The following is a 20,078-nucleotide window of genomic DNA, read 5'->3' as shown; positions in this document are numbered from 1 at the left end:
GCGCGGCTCGCACGGAGCCGAGCAGGAGATAGGAGACCACGGATGGCACTGACGGAGTTCTTCAACGTGATCGACGGCCAGACCGTGCCTGCGGTCACCGGGGCGACCTATGACGTCATCGCCCCCCACACGGGCGAGGTCTACGCCCGGGCGCCGCTCTCCGGAGCCGACGACGTCGACGCGGCCTTCGCCGCGGCGGCCCGGGCCTTCGAGAGCTGGAAGCGGACAACTCCGAAGGAACGTGGCGAGGCGCTGCTGAAGATCGCCGACGCGTTGGAGGCGCGCTTCGACGAGTTCGTCGATGCCGAATGCCAGGACACCGGCAAGCCCCGTCACCTCACCGCCTCCGAGGAGATGCCGGTCAACATCGACCATTTCCGCTTCTTCGCCGGCGCCGGCCGCCTGCTGGAGGGCAAGGCGGCGGCCGAGTACATGGAGGACCACACCTCCTTCGTGCGCCGGGAGCCGATCGGCGTCGTCGGCCAGGTCACCCCGTGGAACTACCCGCTGCCCATGCTGATCTGGAAGGTCGCCCCCGCCCTGGCCGCCGGCAACACGATCGTGCTCAAGCCCAGCGACACCACGCCGGCCACCTCCACGCTGTTCGCCGAGCTCTGCGCACAGATCCTCCCGCCGGGAGTGTTCAACGTGATCTGCGGGGACCGCGACACCGGCCGTGCCCTGGTCGCGCACCCGGTGCCCGAGATGGTCGCCATCACCGGGTCGGTGCGCGCGGGCATGCAGGTGGCGCAGGCGGCCTCCCAGGACCTGAAGAAGGTGCATCTGGAGCTCGGCGGCAAGGCCCCGGTGATCGTCCATGACGACGCCGACCTCGCCTCCGCCGCCGAGGGCATCGCGGCGGCCGGGTACTTCAACGCCGGCCAGGACTGCACGGCGGCGACCCGTGTGCTCGTCCACGAGTCCGTCCACGACGAGTTCCTCACCGCGCTGAAGGCACAGGCCGAGAGCACCACGCTGGGCGGCCCCGACGATGAGGCCGACGTCTGCCCGCTGAACAACGCGGACCAGCTGGCCACGGTCACCGCGAAGGTCGACGCGCGTCCGGAGCACGTGCAGCTGATCACCGGCGGGCACCGGGTGGGGGAGAGCGGCTACTTCTACGCCCCCACGATCCTGGACGGGCTCGCCCAGGACGACGAGCTCATCCAGGAGGAGATCTTCGGCCCCGTCATCACCGTGCAGACCTTCTCCTCCGAGGCCGAGGCCCTCACGATGGCGAACGACGTGAAGTACGGGCTGGCCTCCAGCGTGTGGACCACCGACCACGGTCGGGCGATGCGGGCCGCCAAGGAGCTGGACTTCGGCTGCGTGTGGATCAACACCCACATCCCCTACCTCTCGGAGATGCCGCACGGCGGCTTCAAGCACTCCGGCTACGGCAAGGACCTCTCCCTGTACGGCCTCGAGGACTACACCCGCATCAAGCACGTCATGAGCTTCATCGGAGACGGCGAGTAGGACGGAGCGCCATGGAAACCACGACGACCACTGGCTGGGGGCGGCGCGCGCTCCAGGGCGCGCGCCCGGTCCCGCTGTGGCTGGACACCCCGGACCGCCCCGCCGCACGGCCTCCCGTCAAGGACGAGGAGCAAGCGGACCTGCTGGTGGTCGGCGGCGGGTTCACCGGACTGTGGACTGCCCTGCGCGCCGTCGAGCGTTCACCGGGCACCCGGGTGCTGCTGGTGGAGGCGGACAGACTCGCCGAGCAGGCCACCGGACGCAACGGCGGTTTCTGCGAGGCCAGCCTGACCCATGGGGAGGAGAACGGCCGCAGCCGCTGGCCGCAGGAGTACGAAGCCCTCGAACGCCTGGGGCTGCGCAACCTCGACGAGATCGAGGAGACGATCGCCCGGTACGGCATCGACTGCGGCTTCGCACGCGGCGGGTCGCTCACCGTGGCCACCCGCCCCCATGAGGTCGCCTCCCTCGCTCCGGAGGACCCCGGGTTCCTCGACGCCGAGGCGGTGCGCGCCCACCTGGACTCGCCCACCTACCTGGCGGGACGGCACGACGCGCGCGGCACCGCCGTCGTCGATCCCGCCCGCCTGGCCTGGGGCCTGGCCGAGACCGCCGAACGTCTCGGGGTGCGGATCGCCGAGCGCAGCCGCGTCACGCAGCTGCGGCAGCTCCCCGGCGGCGACGGCGTCCAGGTCCGGCTCCAGACTCCTCACGGCACCGCGGTGGTCACCGCCGAGCAGGTGGTGCTGGCCACCAACGCCTTCCCGAACCCGCTGGGCCGCTCCTGGCGGCATCTGCGCGCCCGCTGGGAGACCGTGCCCGTCTACGACTATGTGCTCGCCACGGAGCCGCTCACCGAGGAACAGCTGGCCGCCCTCGGCTGGGACCCCGCCGTCGGCGTGGCCGACGCCGGCAACCAGTTCCACTACTACCGGATCACCCCGGACCGGAGGATCCTGTGGGGAGGATACGACGTCGTCTACCATTTCGGCCGCTCCATCCGGGAGGAGCACCTGGACAGGCCGCAGACCTTCCAGCGGCTCGCCGACCACTTCGCGGCGACCTTCCCCCAGCTGGAGGGCATCCGATTCACCCACCGCTGGGCCGGGGTCATCGACACCTCCACTCAGTTCTGCGCCCTGTTCGGCCAGGCCCACGGGGGTCGCACCGTCTACGCGACCGGGTTCACGGGCCTCGGGGTGGGAGCCTCCCGCTTCGCCGCCGACGTCATGCTGGACCGGCTGCAGGGCCTGGACACCGCACGCACCCGGCTGGAGATGGTCCGGAAGCGCCCTCCGCCCTTCCCACCGGAACCCTTCGCCTGGCTGGGGATCATGATCACCACCTGGGCCCGTGCCCGGGAGGACGCGACCGGGCGGCGCAACCTCTGGCTCCGCACCCTGGACCGGCTCGGACTCGGATTCGACTCCTGAGGGGGAGCAGACCCGCAGCCACCACCCGCAGCCCACCGACCACTCGCAGCACGCACTTACTCGTCCAGCACCCGCACCACCGCCAACACCGCACCACCGCCAACACCGCTTCACCGGCACCGAGGAGGACCCCATGACCCGCACCCCCGACTCCCTTCCCCAGGACCCCATGATCCGCTCGCTGGTCCGCTCCCAGCTGGCGGGTCGCCGCGTCTCCCGCCGCCGACTGATGATGGGCGCCGGCGCGGCAGGACTGCTCGGGGCACTCAGCGCCTGCGGCACCGGCGGAACCCCCGGCGCGGAGGAGGGTCCGGCCGAGGACCTCTCCGACGAGTCGATGGCGCTGTTCTGGGCCAACTGGAGCCTCTACCTGGACTATGACAGCGGCGCCGGCACCTACCCGACCCTGGAACGGTTCCAGGAGGAGACCGGGATCAGCGTCACCTACGCGGAGGACATCGACGGCAACGAGAGCTACTACGGCACCGTGCAGAACCAGCTCCGCCAGGGGCAGGGCTTCGGCCAGGACATCGTCACCTTCACCGACTGGATGGCCGCTCGCCTCATCGCCGCCGGCCAGGTCCGCGAGCTGAACCATGAGAACATCCCCCACCTGGACAACCTGCTGCCCGGCCTGCGCGATGTCGGCTTCGACCCGGACCGTCGCCATTCGGTGACCTGGCAGTCCGGCATGACCGGGCTGGCCTGGAACAAGGAGTCCGTGCCCGACGGCGTCCACTCGGTCACCCAGCTGTTCACCGACCCGGACCTGCGCGGCCGGGTGGTGGTCCTGGACGAATGGCGGGACACCCTGGCCCTGATCATGCTCGACCAGGGTGCGGACGTCACCTCCTTCAACAGCGACGACTTCGAGTCCGCTCTGGAGCTGCTGGAGGAGAGCATCTCCAATGGGCAGATCCGGCAGGTCCGGGGCAACGCCTACATGGAGGACCTCGTCTCCGGGGACGCCCTGGCCGTGATGGCCTGGTCCGGCGACATCACCCAGCTGAACCTCGAAGAGGGGGACCGTTGGGAGTTCGCCCTCCCCGAGGCCGGCGGGGCCCTGTGGTCCGACAATCTGCTGATCCCCCACGGCGCGGAGCACCAGACGAACGCCGAACGGCTCATGGACTTCTACCTGCAGCCCGACGTCGCGGCCGAGGTCGCCGCCTACGTCAACTACGTGTGCCCCGTCCAGGGAGCCCAGGAGGCCATGGAGGAGATCGACCCGGAGCTCGCCGAGGACCCGATGATCTTCCCCACCGAGGAGATGCAGGCGGACCTGCACACCATTCGCAGCATGGACGCCGAGGAGGAGGCCGAGTTCACCGACCGGTTCCAGGCGGTGATCGGGAACTGATGTCTGCCACCGGCAAGGACCTCGCCCTGCGAGGCATCACCAAGCTGTTCAGCGGATTCACCGCCGTCGACGACCTCGACCTCCACGTCCCGGCGGGCAGCTTCTTCGCGCTGCTGGGACCCAGCGGCTGCGGCAAGTCCACCACGCTGCGGATGGTCGCCGGCCTGGAGCACCCCACCCGGGGACGGATCCTCATCGGCGACGACGACGTCACCGGTACCAAGGCCCACCAGCGGGAGGTCAACACCGTCTTCCAGAGTTACGCCCTGTTCCCCCATCTCAGCGTCCTGGAGAACGTGGCCTTCGGTCTCCGGCGCCGCAAGGTGCCCGACGCCCTCGGCCGCGCGGCGAAGGTGCTGGACCTCGTGGAGCTGGGGCATCTGGCCCAGCGTCGCCCCGCCCAGCTCTCCGGCGGCCAGCAGCAGCGGGTCGCCCTGGCCCGCGCCGTGGTCAATGAGCCCCACGTGCTGCTGCTGGACGAGCCGCTCGGCGCGCTGGACATGAAGCTGCGCCGCCAGATGCAGGCCGAGCTGAAGCAGATCCAGCAGGAGGTCGGCATCACCTTCATCCACGTCACCCACGACCAGGAGGAGGCCCTGACCATGGCCGACACCGTGGCCGTGATGAACGCCGGCCGCATCGAACAGATCGGTCCACCCGGAGAGCTCTACGACCTGCCGCGCACCGCCTTCGTGGCGAACTTCCTGGGCAAGTCCAATCTCTTCGAGGCCGAGGTGGTCGACGCCGCGGGGTCCCAGGGGCTCACCGTGCAGTTCGGCGAGACCACCTGTCGGCTCGCCGCTGAGAGGACCGTGCAGCAGCAGGGCCGGATCGTCGTCGGCATCCGCCCGGAGAAGATCGTCCTCACCCGCGCCGGGCGCCGGCCCGCCGACGCCCAGGCCGACTGGACCCGCGTCACCGGAGGACGCGTGCGCGACGTCGCCTACACCGGGGTCTCCACCGAATACGAGGTGGAGGTCCCCGGGGCGGGGAGCCTGACCGTGTTCTCCCAGAATCTGCGCACCGAGGTCATCGGCCCCGGCACCGAGGTCGACCTGTGGTGGGAGGACGCCAACCTGTTCGGACTGGCCGGCGGCTCCGACACCGAGGCCGGCGTCGAGGAGCTGTGATGGCCGTGAACACGACCCCCGGCGCCGCCGAGGAGCTCACCACCCCGCAGGAGCACGTGGCGCCGCCCCCGCTGCCTGAGCAGTCCGCCGAGGAGCGCCGCACCTGGCGCGCCCGCGGGCGGCTCGGCATGCTCCTGGTCATCCCCGGGTTCGCCTTCATCACGCTGTTCTTCGTGGTGCCGGTGTTCTCCATGCTGGCGATGTCCCTCTACGTGCGTCCCGAGGGCGCCGTGCCGGGAGAGTTCGTGCCCGGGTTCAACATCGCCACCTATGCGCACGTGATGACCACCTACGGGGACACCTTCGTGCGGTCGTTCCTGTTCGCCACCGTCGCCACCGTGGCAGCCCTGTGCATCGGCTACCCCATGGCCTACCTGGTGGCGGTGCGGCTGCGCGGCCGGCACCTGCTGCAGGGGCTGCTGCTGGTGGTCATCATCGCCCCGTTCTTCTCCAGCTTCATCCTGCGCGTGCAGTCCTGGCGGTTCATCCTCTCCGACGAGAGCTGGGTGGTCGGGTTCCTCAAGGCGATCTCCGTGCTGCCCCAGGACGGGCGGCTCACCGCGACCGCGCTCGCCGTCGTCGCCGGCATGACCTACCTGTACCTGCCGCTGATGACGCTGCCCATCTACGCCAACCTGGAGCGGCTGGACACCCGGCTCATCGAGGTCGGCGGGGACCTCTACGCGGGAGGGCTCCAGACGTTCCTGCGGGTCACGCTGCCGCTGTCCACACCCGGGGTGATGGCGGGGACCATCCTGACGTTCATCCCGGCCTCCGGCGACTACGTCAACGCGGTCATGCTGGGCAACAACGTGGACACCACCACTGTGGGTCAGATCATCGACTCCCGGTTCTTCCACGCGACCGACTATCCTTCGGCCGCCGCCCTGTCCGCGGTGCTGATGGCCATCATCCTGATCCTCGTCACGCTCTACGTGCGCCGCTTCGGGACGAAGGAGATCGTATGAGGGGAGAGATCATGAGCACGGATCCGGCCACCCGTCACGCCGCGCCCACGCCCCGACGCCGGTTCGACGCCGGCCGGTGGTTCGTACCGGTCGTCGGTGGGCTGGCGTTCCTCTACCTGCTGGTCCCGATCGCCTACATCTTCGTGTTCTCGTTCAACGACGCCGGCCGGACCAACCTGACCTGGCGCGGCTTCACCCTGGCCAACTGGCAGGACCCGTGCCGCCCCTCCCAGCTGTGCGAGGCGTTCGGGAACTCGCTGATGGTGGCGGTCATCGCCACCACGGTGGCCACCGTGCTGGGCACCATGATCGCCTTCGGACTCGAGCGCTACCGGTTCCGCTTCGCCGGCTCGGCCAACATGCTGATCTTCCTGCCGCTGGCCACCCCGGAGGTCGTGCTGGGCGCCTCGCTGCTGTCCCAGTTCCTCAACCTGGGGGTCCAGCTGGGGATGGGCACCACGGTGCTCTCACACATCATGTTCTGCATCTCCTTCGTGGTGGTGGCCATCCGGGCACGCATCGCCACCCTGGACCCGGCCCTGGAAGAGGCGGCCGCGGACCTCTATGCCTCGGGGCGCACCGCGTTCTGGAAGGTGACCTTCCCGCTGCTGATCCCCGGCATCGCGGCCGCGGCCCTGCTGAGCTTCGCGATCAGCTTCGACGACTTCATCGTGGCGAACTTCAACTCCGGGGCCTACACCACCTTCCCGCAGTACGCGTATGTGGCCGCGCGGCGAGGCATCCCGGCCGAGGTCAACGTGCTGGGATCGGCCATGTTCCTGGGCGCGATCGCGCTGGTCGTCGGCGTCCAGGTGTGGCGGTACTGGCGGGGCAGGAAGCTGGCGGCGCTGTGAAAGGCTGGGGGACATGGTGAAGAACAGGAACCACCGGGCGGCCGAGATCGACGACGTCAACAAGGCGATCATCGAGCTGCTGCAGCAGGACGGCCGCCGCTCCTTCGCCTCCATCGGCAAAGAGGTGGGCCTCTCCGAGGCCGCCGTCCGGCACCGCGTGCACCGGCTTCAGGAGCTGGGGGTCATCCAGATCGTGGCGGTCACCAACCCGCTGGAGCTGGGGTTCCCGCGGCAGGCGATGATCGGCATCAAGGTCGAGGGTGCGCTGGAACCGGTCGCCGCCGAGCTCGAGGCCTATGACGAGGTCGACTACGTGGTGATCACCGCCGGGGCCTTCGACCTGCTGGTGGAGGTGGTCTGCGAGGACGACGACCACCTGTTGGAGATCATCTCGCAGCGCATCCGGACCCTCCCCGGGGTGGTCGGCACGGAGACGTTCATGTATCTGAGCCTGCGCAAGCAGACCTACACGTGGGGTGTGCGCTGAGCCGGGCGCGGAGCCAGCTGTGGGCAGAGTCTCCTCCTCAGGGCTGAGGGCGGAACGGGGCGGCGCCTCTAGAATGGGGCCGGGCGTGCCTGCGCCCGGTGTCCCCGCTCGCCCCCGACAAGGACGGAGCACGTGGCTGCTCAGAAGACGGACGTCCGCACGCCTGCGGAGCTCCGGTCCGCCGTCGACCCTGCCGTGCTGGAGGCCCAGGGGCTGAACTCCATCCAGGTGGCCGAGCGCCAGCGGCTGCAGCTGGCCAACGTCCAGCCGCACACCACCTCCCGTTCCATCGCGGAGATCCTGCGCACCCACCTGATGACGCTGTTCAACCTGATCATTGGGGTCTGCGCGCTGGTCATCGTGATCCTGGGCCGCTGGCTGGACCTGCTGTTCGCCGTGGCCGCCGTCGCCAACGTGGTCATCGGGCTCATCCAGGAATACTCGGCCAAGCGGAAGCTGGACGCGATCGCGCTGCTGCACCAGGACAGCATCACGGTGCTGCGTGACGGGATGCTGGTGGAGATCCACCGGGAACAGATCGTCCTCGACGACGTCGTGGAGCTGCGCCGTGGCGACCAGGTGCCCGCCGACGGCGTCGTGATCTCCTCCTCCGGACTGGACGTGGACGAGTCCATGCTCACCGGCGAGTCGGATCCGGTGCCGAAGCGCCGTGACGACATCGTCCTCTCCGGCACCGCGGTCCTGGCCGGCACCGGGCGTTTCGTGGTCTCCGCGGTGGGCGACGACGCCCATGCCGTGAAGCTCGCCACCGAGGCCAAGCGCTACCAGAAGATCAACTCGGAGCTGCGCCGCGCCCTCGAGAAGGTCGCATTCTGGCTGTCCCTGGTGCTGCTGCCCATCACCGCGATCGTCTTCAACGGGCAGATGCAGGCCTTCGGCGGGTGGAGCCACGCGTGGGCCTCCGGCCAGTGGCGGGAGGCGATGGTCACCGCCGTGTCCTCGGTGACGGCGATGATCCCGCAGGGGCTGGCGCTGATGACCACCATCGCCTTCGCGGTGGCCGCGCTGCGCCTGGCCCAGGACAAGGTCCTCATTCAGGAGCAGCCGGCGGTGGAGATCCTGGCCCGGGTGGACGTCGTCTGCCTGGACAAGACCGGCACGCTGACCGACGGCACCATCGCCTTCCACGGGGCGGCGCCCTTGGACTCTCGCGGGCTTCCGGCAGTGCAGCACCGGGACCCGTCCTCCACCGCGCTGGAGGGGACCGAGCCGTGGCAGCAGGTGCTCGCCTGGTTCGGTGCGGACCTGCACGCCAACCCGACGGCGGCGGCCCTGCAGGTGCCTTTCACCGCCCAGCCGCGGCATCACGCCGCCTACCAGGTGCAGTTCTCCTCCGCCCGACGGTGGTCCGCAGTGACCTTCGCCGACGACGCCGGGGAGCTGGCCGGGCACTGGATCCTCGGCGCCCCCGACATTCTGCAGTCGCCGCATGTGGCGCCTCAGGCCGAGGTGGACCGGCTGCTGGGGCACACGGAGGCCACCGCCGCCCAGGGGCTGCGGACCATGGTCCTCGCCCACGCGCCGCTGGAGGGCCCCATCCTCGACGGCGCCAGCGGACCGTTGGGACGAGGCGAGCGACTGCCGGACGGGCTCATGCCGGTCACCCTGCTGACGTTCAAGGAGAACGTCCGCTCCGACGCCCGGTCGACTCTGGAGTACTTCAGCGCGCAGAACGTGGCTCTGAAGGTCATCTCCGGGGACTCGCCGCGCACCGTCTCGGCGGTGGCCCGAGAAGTGGGGATGCGGGTCGACGGCGACGGCGTGGACGCCTCCCGGCTGCCGGAGGATCCCGAGGCGATGCGGTCGGCGCTGGCCACCCATGCCGTGTTCGGCCGGGTCTCCCCGGAGCAGAAGCGCACCATGGTGGAGGCGCTGAAGGCCAACGGTCACGTGGTGGCGATGACCGGCGACGGCATCAACGATGCGCTGGCCCTGAAGCGCGCGGATCTGGGCATCGCGATGGGAAACGGGGCTCCTGCCACGAAGGCGGTGTCCCGGATGGTGCTGCTGGACGGGCGGTTCGACCGGCTGCCGAAGGTGCTGGCCGAAGGTCGGAAGGTCATCGCCAACACCGAGCGGGTGGCGCACCTGTTCCTCACCAAGACGGCCTACGCGATCGTCCTGGGACTGTTCTTCGGGCTCATGTTCTGGCAGTTCCCGTTCCTGCCGCGCCAGTTCTCCACCGTGGACTTCCTGATGATCGGCTGCCCGGCGTTCTTCCTGGCGCTGATGCCCAACACCCGGCGGTACCGACCGGGGTTCCTGCGCCGATCCGTGCTGTTCTCCATCCCGGCGTCGGTGGCGATCTGTCTGGCCGTCATCGCCGTCAGCGCCGCAGGGCGGCACTTCCAGGAGCCCGCAGCCGGGGTGCAGACGGCCTCCACCCTGTGCCTGACCCTGGTGGGCCTGTGGGTGCTCAACGTGGCGCTGCGGCCGCTGACCACCCCGCGGATGATCCTGCTGGCCTCCATGTACCTGCTGCTGGCGGCGGCCCTGCTGGTGCCGATCTCCCAGCAGTACCACCTCTTCGCCATGCCCAGCGCGGAGCTGCTGGCGGTGGCCTTCGTCGCCGCCATGGTCGGCTCCGGACTGATCGAGCTGGGGCACCGCTGGCATGACAGGAAGGTGGACCTGGACCCGCTGGACCCGCTGGAGCCCGCCCCGGCCGCCGCGCGGCCGGATCGTCGGTGAGCCGGGGGCAGTCAAGCCGGGGGCAGGTGCCGCGCGGGCCCGGCCCGGGTCTGGTCAGTCGCCGATCACGGAGATGACGAGGTCCTCGCCGCTGGCTCCTACCTGGATGTCGAGGCCGAAGCTGACGTCGTGGCTCTCGTCCAGTTCGCCGCCGTCGAAGTAGTCCAGGGACTCGAAGGTGACCGTGGCGCGGAGGTTGTCCGCCCCGGAGATGGACCAGCCGTCGTCGCCGAAGGTCAGCGAGATGTCGGAGGGGTCGGGCATCTCCCAGGAGATCGTGTCGGCGTCCACCTGGTTCGGAGTGGTGATCCCCATCGGGCAGCCGCTGGGCATCAGGACCTCCTGCTCGGCGCAGCCGGTCAGGTACTCTTCCACCTCGTCATGCAGCAGCTCGGCGGCGGTCTCCGAGGCTTCCAGCTCGATGTCGATCCGGTGGTCGCCCTCGGCGGTGACGACGTCGTGTCCGGAGCCGGTCAGCCATTGGCTGTCGATGCCGACGTCGACCACCGTGGGGACGAAGGCCGCCAGGGTGGCACCGTCCTCGTGGAGGTTCACCGGCTGCCCGTTGACCTCGACCTGGCCGATCCCGCCCAGTGACGCGGCCGGGACGGAGAGCTCCACCTCGGTCATCGCCTCCGGGGCCAGCTTCCAGTCGTCGAAGAAGAACCAGACGCTGCCCTCGCGGGTCATGGGCAGGTGGGCCTCGTGCTGCTCGCCGTCCACCGTGAAGGCCAGGTCGGCGCCGTCGCTGCGTTCCGTGATGGACAGGGCCTCGATCTGCTCGGCCGAGTGGCTCAGCGCCTCGCCGTCCAGCAGAACGGAGTCCACGGAACCGAGCTCCAGGCGGTCCTCGGCGGGAGGAGCCGGTGCGTCCTCGGGCTCGGCGGCGTCTTCGGAGTCCTCTGCCGAGTCCTCGGTCGCGCCGTCCTCGGCATCATCGGGGTCGGCGGCGTCGTCCTGCTCAGCGTCGTCCCGCTCAGCGTCGTCCTGCTCAGGCTCGTCGTCGGTGTCCTCATCGGGGGTCTCGTCCTCCGTCTCGGCGGAGAGCACCAGGTTCTGGGCGGGCCCGAGGGCACCCAGCTCGGGCACAGAGGAGAACATGCCCACGGCGGCCGACCCGTTCCCCGAGCTCAGGGCCTCCCAGTAGTTCTCGGCCGTGGCGTCGGTGGCGTAGACGTGCTCGTCCACCTGCCAGATGCCGATGCCGCTGGCCACCAGCGCCAGTACCAGGCCGCCGCCCCAACCGGCCCAGACGGCTGCGCTGCGCCTGCTGCGCGTGGGCTGACCGGCGGACGCGGCAGGAGCGGCGAGAGTGGGGTGTGGAGGGTGCGCCGCCTGCCCAGGCTGAGGCGGCTGACCCGAGTGGACGCCGTACGGCCCGGGGCGATGCCCGGGAGGCTGAGACTGCGGTGCCCCCGACGGCGGGGTGCCGGGCCTCGGCGGCGGGCCCGGCTGACCTGGGCCCGGCTGACCTGGGCCGGGCTGACCCGGGAACGGCCGACCGGGTGCGTGCTGGGGAGCCTGCTGGCCCGGTGCGTGCTGGCCGGGGCCCTGCTGAGACAGGCCCTGCTGCGGCGGACCCTGCCGGGGAGGGCCAGGCTGGCCGGACTGCCCGTCTCCAGGACGGGTGCTCATGCCGGGGAGGGGCCCGGCGGGAGCCGCGGGGCCCCAGGGGCCGGGGCCGCGCTGGACGGCGCCGAAGGACTCCTCCGGCGATCCAGGACCACCAGCGGGAGTCGGCGACGACGCGGAAGCCCCGCCGCCCTGCTGGCCGGGGCGGCCGTGCTGGCCGGGGCCGTCGGGGCGCTCGCCGGGGTGGGCGCCGTCGTGGTGTCCCTGGTGATTCATCAGCTGCTGTTCCTCATCGTTCGGCTCGTCGACCCGTCCGCGGCCACACTCCTGGGTCGGATCGCCCGCCTGGGTGGTGCGGTCCGGCCGCGACTGCGGAATCAGCCTAGCAACCGGGCACAGCGCAGACCGTCCTCCCGACGCCGTCCGTGGCCCCGTGGCGGTCACGATCCCGCAACGATGCCGTCACCCGCGCCACCGGCGCCCGCATCGAGCACCGCGGTCCCCACGCCGTTCTGCACCCGGAGCGTGAGATCGCACCTCGAACGGTCACGGTGCGATCTCACATCAGGATCAGCGAGACGGCGATCATCGCCGGGATCGCCAGGATGGTGGTGACCAGCACGGTGTCGCGGGCGATCACCTCGCCGGACTCGTACCGGATGGCGCTGACCAGCACGTTCTGAGCGGTCGGCAGGGAGGCCATCACGACGGCGGCCAGCAGCTGGTGCCCCTCCAGCCCGAACGCGAAGGCGGCGAAGACCCAGGCCAGCGTCGGGTGCAGCAGCAGCTTCAGGCTGGAGGCCAGCAGGACGTCGCGGCGTCGCCCGGCCTTCTTGTCCAGCGGGCGGCTGCCCACCAGGGAGAGCCCGAAGGAGAGCAGCATCAGCGGGATGGAGGCCCCGGCGATCAGCTCCACGGATTCATGCATCGGGCCGGGCAGGTGCCAGTCCTGCCAGGAGAAGATCAGCCCCAGCACGGCGCCGATGATCATGGGGTTCACCGCCGACTGGCCGAGGCTGCGCAGCGTGGAGGTGCGTCGGGTGGGCCGGACCTTGGTGGTGGTGCCCTGGTCCCGGGTCAGCCAGTCCATGGCGGTCACGTAGACCGGCGTGTAGAGGGCGAGCTGGAACATGATGATGGGGGCGGCGAAGGCCACGTCGCCCAGCACGTAGGCGGCGATGGGAAAGCCGAGGTTCGCCGAGTTCACCAGGGAGCCGCTCATCCCGCCGATCATCCGCTCCGAGCCGGGCCGTCGCTTCAGCAGGAGCTTGGCCAGCAGCAGGTAGATCAGCAGGGTGGTGAAGGCGCCGAGGGCGGCGATGGCGAACTGCGGGCCCAGCACGTCGCGCAGGGAGGCGTCGGCGACGGTGAGGAAGAGCAGGCAGGGCGAGGCGACGAAGAACGCCACCCGGCTGAGGACCACGCGCGCCTCCGGCGGAAGCAGCCCCAGCTTCCCGATGACGAAGCCCACACCGATGATGAGCCAGATGACGGAGAAGCCGGAGAAGACTGCCTCCATATCGCCCCCTGATCATCCTCGTGCCGACCGTCCGGTTCCGAGGATGACTCTACTCCTGCGGGCTCAGGCCATGCCGCACAGGGACGTCGGGTGACGCGAGCATGACATGAGCGCGCCGTCGTCGTCCTGCCGGGGCGGACGACGACGGCGGGCTCATCAGGTCTTGAGGGCCGGTGGGGCTCACTCTCCCTCGGTGGGGCTCAGGAAGTCCTCCCGGATCCGGTCCACACCTTCGGAGGAGATCTGGAAGCCGTGCTCCTGGCCGGCGTCGATGATGATGCCGGCGCCGGAGAGGGACTGCACGACCGCCACGCCCGGGGCGTCGACGGCGTGCGGGGCGTGCTCGGCGTACTCGGCCGGCACCACGTCGGTCCCCGAGAACAGGGCGATCAGCGGGTTGCCCTCGTTGTCCTGCAGGGTCAGCGGGTTCACCGAGGCGGTCTCCGGGGTGACCTCCTCGCTGCTGAGGAAGTAGACGGTGGAGGTCAGGAAGGCGCGGATGATCTCGCTGGGCTGGGCCTCACCGTCCTTGCCGGCGATCAGCGTGTCGCGCAGGTCTGGCAGCTGCTCGCCGTCGGGGGTCTCGTCGGGGTTCTGGGCGTCGGGGGTCTGAGGAGTCTCGCTCATCCGTCCACGCGATCATGTCCAGGCGCGGAATGCAAGGCCGCGCCTGTGACGTGGGGGACTGACATGTCGGAGCCGACATGTGCGCCGTGGGCGGCGGGCGCGCATGCCCGGGTGCGGTACCTTGGGCATCGTGCTGCTTTCAGACCGTGACATCCATGCAGAGCTCGACGCCGGCCGGATCCAGCTGGACCCGCTGGACGAGTCCATGATCCAGCCCTCCAGCGTCGACGTGCGCCTGGAGCGCATGTTCCGGCTGTTCGACAACCACAAATATGCGCACATCGACCCCTCGGTGGAGCAGACGGATCTGACCCGCCTGGTGGAGGTCGACCCCGAGGAGCCCTTTGTGCTGCACCCCGGGGAGTTCGTCCTCGGCGCCACCTATGAGGCCGTCACCCTGCCGGAGGACGTCGCCGCCCGGCTGGAGGGGAAGTCCTCACTGGGACGGCTGGGGCTGCTGACGCACTCCACCGCCGGATTCATCGACCCCGGGTTCTCCGGGCAGGTCACCCTGGAGCTGTCCAATATGGCCACGCTGCCCATCAAGCTGTGGCCGGGCTCGAAGATCGGGCAGCTGTGTTTCTTCCGCCTGACGTCTCCGGCCAGCCACGGCTACGGCAGCCAGAAGCACCAGTCGCGGTACCAGGGCCAGCGCGGCCCGACGGCGTCGCGGTCCCACGAGAACTTCCACCGCACCATCATCGGCTGAGGGCCCGACGCCGGACCTTCTCCAGGCCTCTGGCTCAGCTCATCCCCGCACGCGGTGTTCGCGCATCTTCGCCGGCCCGGTGGGGTTGCGCACCAGCAGCATTGCGGCCATCCCCAGGACCAGGATCACCACGATGCCGAGGATGATCGCCTTGTCCCCGGCCTGCACATCGGTCTCCTCGGCCGCCGAGATCAGCAGGATCAGGGAGATCAGCGCCGGGGTGAGGAAGCTGACGCTGCGCCCGGCGGTGGCGTAGAGGCCGAAGAGCTCCGCGGCGCGGGCCGGCGGCGCGAGCCGGGCCAGGAACGCACGGGATGAGGCCTGCGCAGGGCCCACGAAGAAGGTCAGGCCCAGTCCGAAGATCCAGAACGCGGTGGTCGGCTCCAGGACGAACACCCCGAAGTCCCGCTCGACGTCGAGGAAGTACATCGTTCCGCCCAGAGCCACGAGCGCGGCCACGCAGGTCATGATGACCGCCCGCGGCCCGAGCCGGTCGTCGAACCAGCCGCCGAGGAACGCGCCCAGCGCGGCGACCACGTTGCCGGCGATGCCGAAGATCAGGATGTCTCCGGTGGTGAACCCGAAGACTGTGACCCCCAGGATCGCCCCATAGGTGAACACCGCGGAGAGCCCGTCCCGGTAGATGGCGGAGGCCAGCAGGAACCACAAGGTGTTGCGGTCCTCCTTCCAGAGCCCGACGATCACGCGGATCAGCCGCCGGTAGGACTCGGCGATCGAGACCTTCTCCTCGATGGTCTCGGCGTCGGCTGTCTTGATCTTGGTGAACAGCAGCGGCAGCGCCCACAGCAGGAACCAGGCGGCGGCCACGACGGCGACCATCCGGATGTTGATGGCCTCCTCGTCGCCGAGCCCGAACCAGTAGGGCGGATCCCCGGCGACCAGGCCGAAGTAGACGAGCGAGAGGATCGCGATGCCGCCCAGGTAGCCGGCGCCCCAGCCGATCCCCGAGACGCGGCCCATGCGGTCATGGTCGGAGATGTCGGTGATCATCGCGTTGTAGTTCAGGTTCGCGAACTCGTCGAACAGCGTCATGGTGGCCATCAGGGTCACACCCAGCACCAGGTATCCCTGGTCGGGCTTCACGAAGAAGCAGGAGGCCACCAGTGCCACCACGATCAGCGTGTTGATGATCAGCCACAGTCGACGGCGGCCGGCCTTGTCCGCGCGCTGGCCGATGACCGGCGCTGTCACGGTGATGATGCCGCCGGCGATCGCGTTGGCCGTGGTCAGGTACTGGGTGCCCTGCCCGCCGGGCCCGACGGCGTCGGCGATGTAGGTGCCGAAGACGAAGGTCACCATCACCGCACTGACGGTGGCGTTGCCCCAGCTCCAGAGGCTCCAGACAGCGATGATGCGCTTGTGCAGCGGCTGGCTCGCGGAGCTCGGGGCCGCGTCCACGGATGAGGTCATGGGCGCATCGTATCGTCGAGCAACCGTCACGTGGCATGGCTGGCAGGGTGCCGCTGGAAAACCCCGGCCGGCGCGGCCGCCGACGGCCGCATCCAGGCCGTGCGACGAGCGTCACCCTGGCCCGTCACCTACGCCTGTTAACATGGGACGACTCCTCCTCAGTGCGGCTGACGTGGAGCGTCCCGCGCCGCACGGTGTGGTCCTCGACGCGGAAGGACGCCCATGCTGCTGATGCTCGCTGTGCTGTTCGCAGTGAGCCTCGTGGCGCCCTGGCTGTTCCGCCGGATCGGACGCTCCGCCTTCGTCGTCCTCGCCGGCATCAGCGCTGCGGCGCTGGTCTGGGTGTTGGTCCACCTGCCGCAGGTGCTGCGCGCGGACCAGGGTGCGCCCTCGGGGTCCCCGAACGCGCCGCCGTCGGAGATCACCGAGTGGATTCCGGAGCTGGGCGTGGAGATTGCCTTCCGCGTGGATGCCCTGACGCTGGTGATGTCGCTGCTGATCCTCGGCATCGGTGCGCTGGTGCTGCTGTACTGCGCCCGGTACTTCCGCGCCTCGGAGACGGCGGCGGGGCCGTTCGCCGGGCAGCTCTTCGCGTTCGCCGCCGCCATGCTGGGCCTGGTGATCAGCGATGACTTGGTGATGCTGTTCATCTTCTGGGAGCTCACCACCATCCTCTCGTTCCTGCTGATCGGCTATTCGGCGCATCGCATCCTCGCCCGCCGGTCGGCCATCCAGGCGCTGATCGTCACCACGTTCGGCGGCCTGGCCATGCTGGTGGGTCTGCTGTGGCTCGGTGAGCTGGCCGGCACCTACCGGCTCTCGGAGATCCTCGCCCAGGCGGACCGGCTGCACGGCACGGCGGTGGACCTCGCGGTGCTGCTGATCCTCATCGGGGCGCTCTCCAAATCCGCCCTGGTGCCGTTCCACTTCTGGCTGCCGGCCGCCATGGCCGCCCCCACGCCGGTCTCCGCCTACCTGCACGCCGCCGCGATGGTGAAGGCCGGGGTGTACCTGGTGGCCCGTCTGGCTCCCGGTTTCCATGAGACTGCCTGCTGGCTGCCCACGGTGCTCGGGGTCGGCCTGGCCACCATGCTGGTGGGGGCGTGGCGGGCGCTGCGGCAGACCGACATCAAACTGGTGCTCGCCTACGGGACCGTCTCCCAGCTGGGCTTCCTGGTGATGATCAACGGCCTGGGCGGCGAGGACGCCGCCCTGGCGGGACTGGCGATGCTGCTGGCCCACGGGCTGTTCAAGGCCGCCCTGTTCATGGTGGTCGGCATCATCGACCATGAGACCGGCACTCGTGACCTCACCCGGCTCTCCGGGCTGGCCCGGACCCAACGTCCCCTGTTCTGGATCTCCGTGGTCTCCACCGCATCCATGGCAGGGCTGCCGCCGCTGTTCGGCTTCGTGGCCAAGGAGGTCGTCTTCGAGTCCTTCTACGGCTATGCCGAGGTCTCCGCCGGCTGGGGGTGGGTCGTGATGGCCGGCGTCGTCGTCGCCTCCGCGCTGACGGTGGCGTACTCGGCACGTTTCCTGTGGGGCGCCTTCGCCACCAAGCGCTCGCCGGAGGGCACCACGGCGCCGGTCACGCGCTTCCACGCGCCGGCCGGGCCCGTCTTCCTCGCCGCACCGGCGGTGCTCTCCGCCGCCACGGTGGTGTTGGCGCTGTGGCCGGCGCCCGTGCAGCGGCTCATCGACCCCTTCGTCACCCTGTTCGAGCCGGTCTCCGCGGAGGCCCACGGCACGTATCTGGCGCTGTGGCACGGGCTGACCCCGGTGTTGGGGCTGTCCGTGCTGGCGTGGGCGCTCGGGCTGGGGCTCTTCGCCGCACGCCGGCCCGTGGCCCGCCTGCAGGAGGGGGTGCCGGCGGTCTTCGACGCCGAACGCGGCTACCGCGCCTCGGTGAAGCTGGTGGACGTCGTCGCCGTGTGGCTGACCTCGGTCACCCAGCGCGGCTCCCTGGCCTGGTACCTGTTCATCATTCTGGCGGTGGCCACCGGGGTGGTCTGGTCGGTGCTGCTGTTCACCAGCCATGAGGTGCCGGAGAGCTGGATCGTCGCCGAGGGGCCCCTGCAGGTGGTCCTGGGCGCGGTCGTGATCGGCGGCGCGATCGGTGCGGTCTGGGCGCCCAAGCGATTCATGGCGGTGCTCATGGTCTCCCTGTGCGGCTATGGGATCGCCGGTCTCTTCGCCCTGCAGGGCGCCCCGGACCTGGCGCTGACCGTGCTGCTGGTCGAGTCGATCGTGCTGGTGGTGTTCGTGCTGGCGCTGCGCTCGCTGCCGGCCGGCATCTGGACGCAGAACCCGGCCCGGTTCAAGGCCGGCCGGGTGGTGCTGGGCATCGGCTTCGGGGCGGCGATGATGGGCGCGGTCGCCGTCGGGCTGGACTCCCGGGTGGCGGAGCCGATCTCCGCGGAGTTCCCGTGGATGGCCTACGAGGTCGGCCACGGAGCCAACATCGTCAACGTCACCCTGGTGGACATCCGAGTGTGGGACACCTTCGGTGAGATCACCGTGCTGGCGGCCGCCGCCACCGGGGTGGCCTCGCTGATCTTCGTCAAACGCCGGGACGTGCGACGCCGTAGCCTCCACGAGGTGCCCACCGGCTCGGTGGGTCGGGTGCTCAACGAGGACAACCTCACTCCGCGCCAGGCCCGGGAGATCCGGGTGGCGCGCAGCTTCTCCACCGTGGCCCGCGAGGCCTGGCTGGTGGCCGGGCGCACGGTGGCTCCGGAGCACCGCTCCATCATCTTCGAAGTGGTGACCCGGCTGATGTTCCACGCGATCATCCTGCTCTCGGTGTACCTGCTGGTGGCCGGCCACAACCTGCCCGGCGGCGGGTTCGCCGGGGGACTCCTGGCCGGGCTGGCCCTGACGCTGCGCTACCTGGCCGGAGGCCGCTACGAGCTGGAGGCCGCCGTGCCGTTCAGCGCCTCCGCCCTGATGGGCTGGGGCCTGGCGCTGGCCTGCTTCACGGGTCTGGTCTCGCTGCTGGCCGGCGGACACATCTTCCAATCGGCGGTGCTGGACCTGGACCTGCCCCTCCTGGGGGAGCACCACATCGCCTCAGCGATCATGTTCGACATCGGCGTCTACCTGGTGGTGGTGGGCCTCATCCTGGACATCCTGCGCAGCCTCGGCTCGGAGATCGACGTCCGCTCCGAGATGGAGAACCGCGCGGCCGAGAGCGGCGAGACCGGGCAGGGCCCTCAGGGCCACGGGGCCCACGCCGAGACCACCCTGGGGGTGGCCCGGTGACCGTGAACCTGACTCTGCTGGTGCTCATGGGGGCACTGTTCGCGATCGGCATCTACCTGCTGCTGGAGCGTTCGCTGACCCGGGTGCTGCTGGGTATCATCCTGATCTCCAACGCGGTGAACCTTCTGCTGCTGCAGTCCGGCGGCCGGGCGGGGGACTCGCCGCTGGTGGTCGACGGCGACGTCGGCGCCGACTTCTTCGACCCGCTGCCGCAGGCGCTGCTGCTGACCGCGATCGTCATCGCCTTCGCCCTGGTCAGCCTCATGCTGGCGCTGATCTACCGCTCCTGGGTGCTGGCCCGCCAGGACGAGGTCTCCGATGACGAGGAGGACCGGCGCGTGGCCTCCCAACCCGTCTACGACCCTGAGGAGGACTCCGAGGTGCCCACCGAGACCACGGAGTTCGTCACCGAGGACCAGCAGGCGGAGCGGCTGCTCAACCCCCGGTCCGGCCGGGACGAGGACCTGCCGGACCCGCCCGCCGCCGTGGCAGGCGAGGATGCCGCGGAGAGTTCAGACCCCGAGAGGGGGCGCTGA

General features: G+C 70.1%; 15 protein-coding genes. 11 read left to right on the top strand and 4 right to left on the bottom strand.

Going from position 1 to position 20,078, the window contains the following annotated elements; translation table 11 throughout:
• Positions 1-42 precede the first annotated feature (42 nt).
• The 8 genes from ABD658_RS11675 to ABD658_RS11640 all read left to right on the top strand — a co-directional run bounded on the left by ABD658_RS11675 (position 43) and on the right by ABD658_RS11640 (position 10,423).
• Positions 43-1,479, top strand: a complete 1,437-nt coding sequence (locus tag ABD658_RS11675) for a gamma-aminobutyraldehyde dehydrogenase (RefSeq protein ID WP_344681048.1) — start codon at positions 43-45, stop codon at positions 1,477-1,479.
• Between the two features lie 11 nt (positions 1,480-1,490).
• A complete protein-coding gene (locus tag ABD658_RS11670; protein WP_344681050.1) occupies positions 1,491-2,912 on the top strand; it encodes an NAD(P)/FAD-dependent oxidoreductase in 1,422 nt (473 codons plus the stop codon).
• A gap of 133 nt (positions 2,913-3,045) precedes the next feature.
• Positions 3,046-4,272, top strand: coding sequence for a polyamine ABC transporter substrate-binding protein (locus ABD658_RS11665; protein WP_344681052.1), 1,227 nt, complete (start codon positions 3,046-3,048; stop codon positions 4,270-4,272).
• Positions 4,272-5,402 (top strand): ABC transporter ATP-binding protein, encoded by a 1,131-nt coding sequence (locus tag ABD658_RS11660; protein WP_344681055.1) that lies wholly within the window; start codon positions 4,272-4,274, stop codon positions 5,400-5,402. The genes ABD658_RS11665 and ABD658_RS11660 overlap by 1 nt, the downstream gene beginning before the upstream one ends.
• Positions 5,402-6,370 (top strand): ABC transporter permease, encoded by a 969-nt coding sequence (locus tag ABD658_RS11655; protein ID WP_344681057.1) that lies wholly within the window; start codon positions 5,402-5,404, stop codon positions 6,368-6,370. The genes ABD658_RS11660 and ABD658_RS11655 overlap by 1 nt, the downstream gene beginning before the upstream one ends.
• A gap of 11 nt (positions 6,371-6,381) precedes the next feature.
• Positions 6,382-7,224, top strand: a complete 843-nt coding sequence (locus ABD658_RS11650; protein WP_070160692.1) for an ABC transporter permease — start codon at positions 6,382-6,384, stop codon at positions 7,222-7,224.
• A gap of 13 nt (positions 7,225-7,237) precedes the next feature.
• Positions 7,238-7,711, top strand: a complete 474-nt coding sequence (locus ABD658_RS11645; protein WP_070160681.1) for an Lrp/AsnC family transcriptional regulator — start codon at positions 7,238-7,240, stop codon at positions 7,709-7,711.
• A gap of 132 nt (positions 7,712-7,843) precedes the next feature.
• Positions 7,844-10,423 (top strand): HAD-IC family P-type ATPase, encoded by a 2,580-nt coding sequence (locus tag ABD658_RS11640; protein ID WP_344681063.1) that lies wholly within the window; start codon positions 7,844-7,846, stop codon positions 10,421-10,423.
• A gap of 54 nt (positions 10,424-10,477) precedes the next feature.
• On the opposite strand, the gene ABD658_RS11635 is transcribed toward ABD658_RS11640, so the two are convergent.
• From ABD658_RS11635 to ABD658_RS11625, 3 genes are all read right to left on the bottom strand, one after another.
• The gene (locus ABD658_RS11635; protein ID WP_344744607.1) at positions 10,478-12,271 is read right to left on the bottom strand and encodes a hypothetical protein; all 1,794 of its coding nucleotides are present in this window, start codon (positions 12,269-12,271) and stop codon (positions 10,478-10,480) included.
• A gap of 283 nt (positions 12,272-12,554) precedes the next feature.
• A complete protein-coding gene (locus ABD658_RS11630; protein ID WP_344681067.1) occupies positions 12,555-13,514 on the bottom strand; it encodes an AEC family transporter in 960 nt (319 codons plus the stop codon).
• A 180-nt stretch (positions 13,515-13,694) separates the two neighbouring features.
• Entirely contained in the window at positions 13,695-14,141 is a 447-nt protein-coding gene (locus ABD658_RS11625) for an SseB family protein (protein ID WP_344681069.1), read from the bottom strand.
• A gap of 130 nt (positions 14,142-14,271) precedes the next feature.
• On the opposite strand from ABD658_RS11625, the gene dcd reads away from it, so the two are divergent.
• On the top strand, positions 14,272-14,850 hold the full coding sequence (gene dcd, locus ABD658_RS11620) for a dCTP deaminase (RefSeq protein WP_311025180.1): 579 nt from the start codon (positions 14,272-14,274) through the stop codon (positions 14,848-14,850).
• 39 nt (positions 14,851-14,889) lie between these two features.
• On the opposite strand, the gene ABD658_RS11615 is transcribed toward dcd, so the two are convergent.
• Entirely contained in the window at positions 14,890-16,281 is a 1,392-nt protein-coding gene (locus ABD658_RS11615; RefSeq protein ID WP_344681072.1) for an MFS transporter, read from the bottom strand.
• A 222-nt stretch (positions 16,282-16,503) separates the two neighbouring features.
• Here ABD658_RS11615 and ABD658_RS11610 point away from each other — a divergent pair, with 222 nt between their 5' ends.
• Positions 16,504-19,542, top strand: coding sequence for a Na+/H+ antiporter subunit A (locus ABD658_RS11610; protein ID WP_344681074.1), 3,039 nt, complete (start codon positions 16,504-16,506; stop codon positions 19,540-19,542).
• Positions 19,539-20,078, top strand: a complete 540-nt coding sequence (locus ABD658_RS11605; RefSeq protein WP_344681076.1) for a Na(+)/H(+) antiporter subunit C — start codon at positions 19,539-19,541, stop codon at positions 20,076-20,078. Before ABD658_RS11610 ends, ABD658_RS11605 begins: the two co-directional genes overlap by 4 nt.

The organism is Nesterenkonia aethiopica (assembly GCF_039534665.1).
Taxonomy (GTDB): domain Bacteria; phylum Actinomycetota; class Actinomycetes; order Actinomycetales; family Micrococcaceae; genus Nesterenkonia; species Nesterenkonia aethiopica.
The sequence above is the reverse complement of the archived record's forward strand: the minus strand, read 5'-3'. Positions and strand labels throughout refer to the sequence as shown.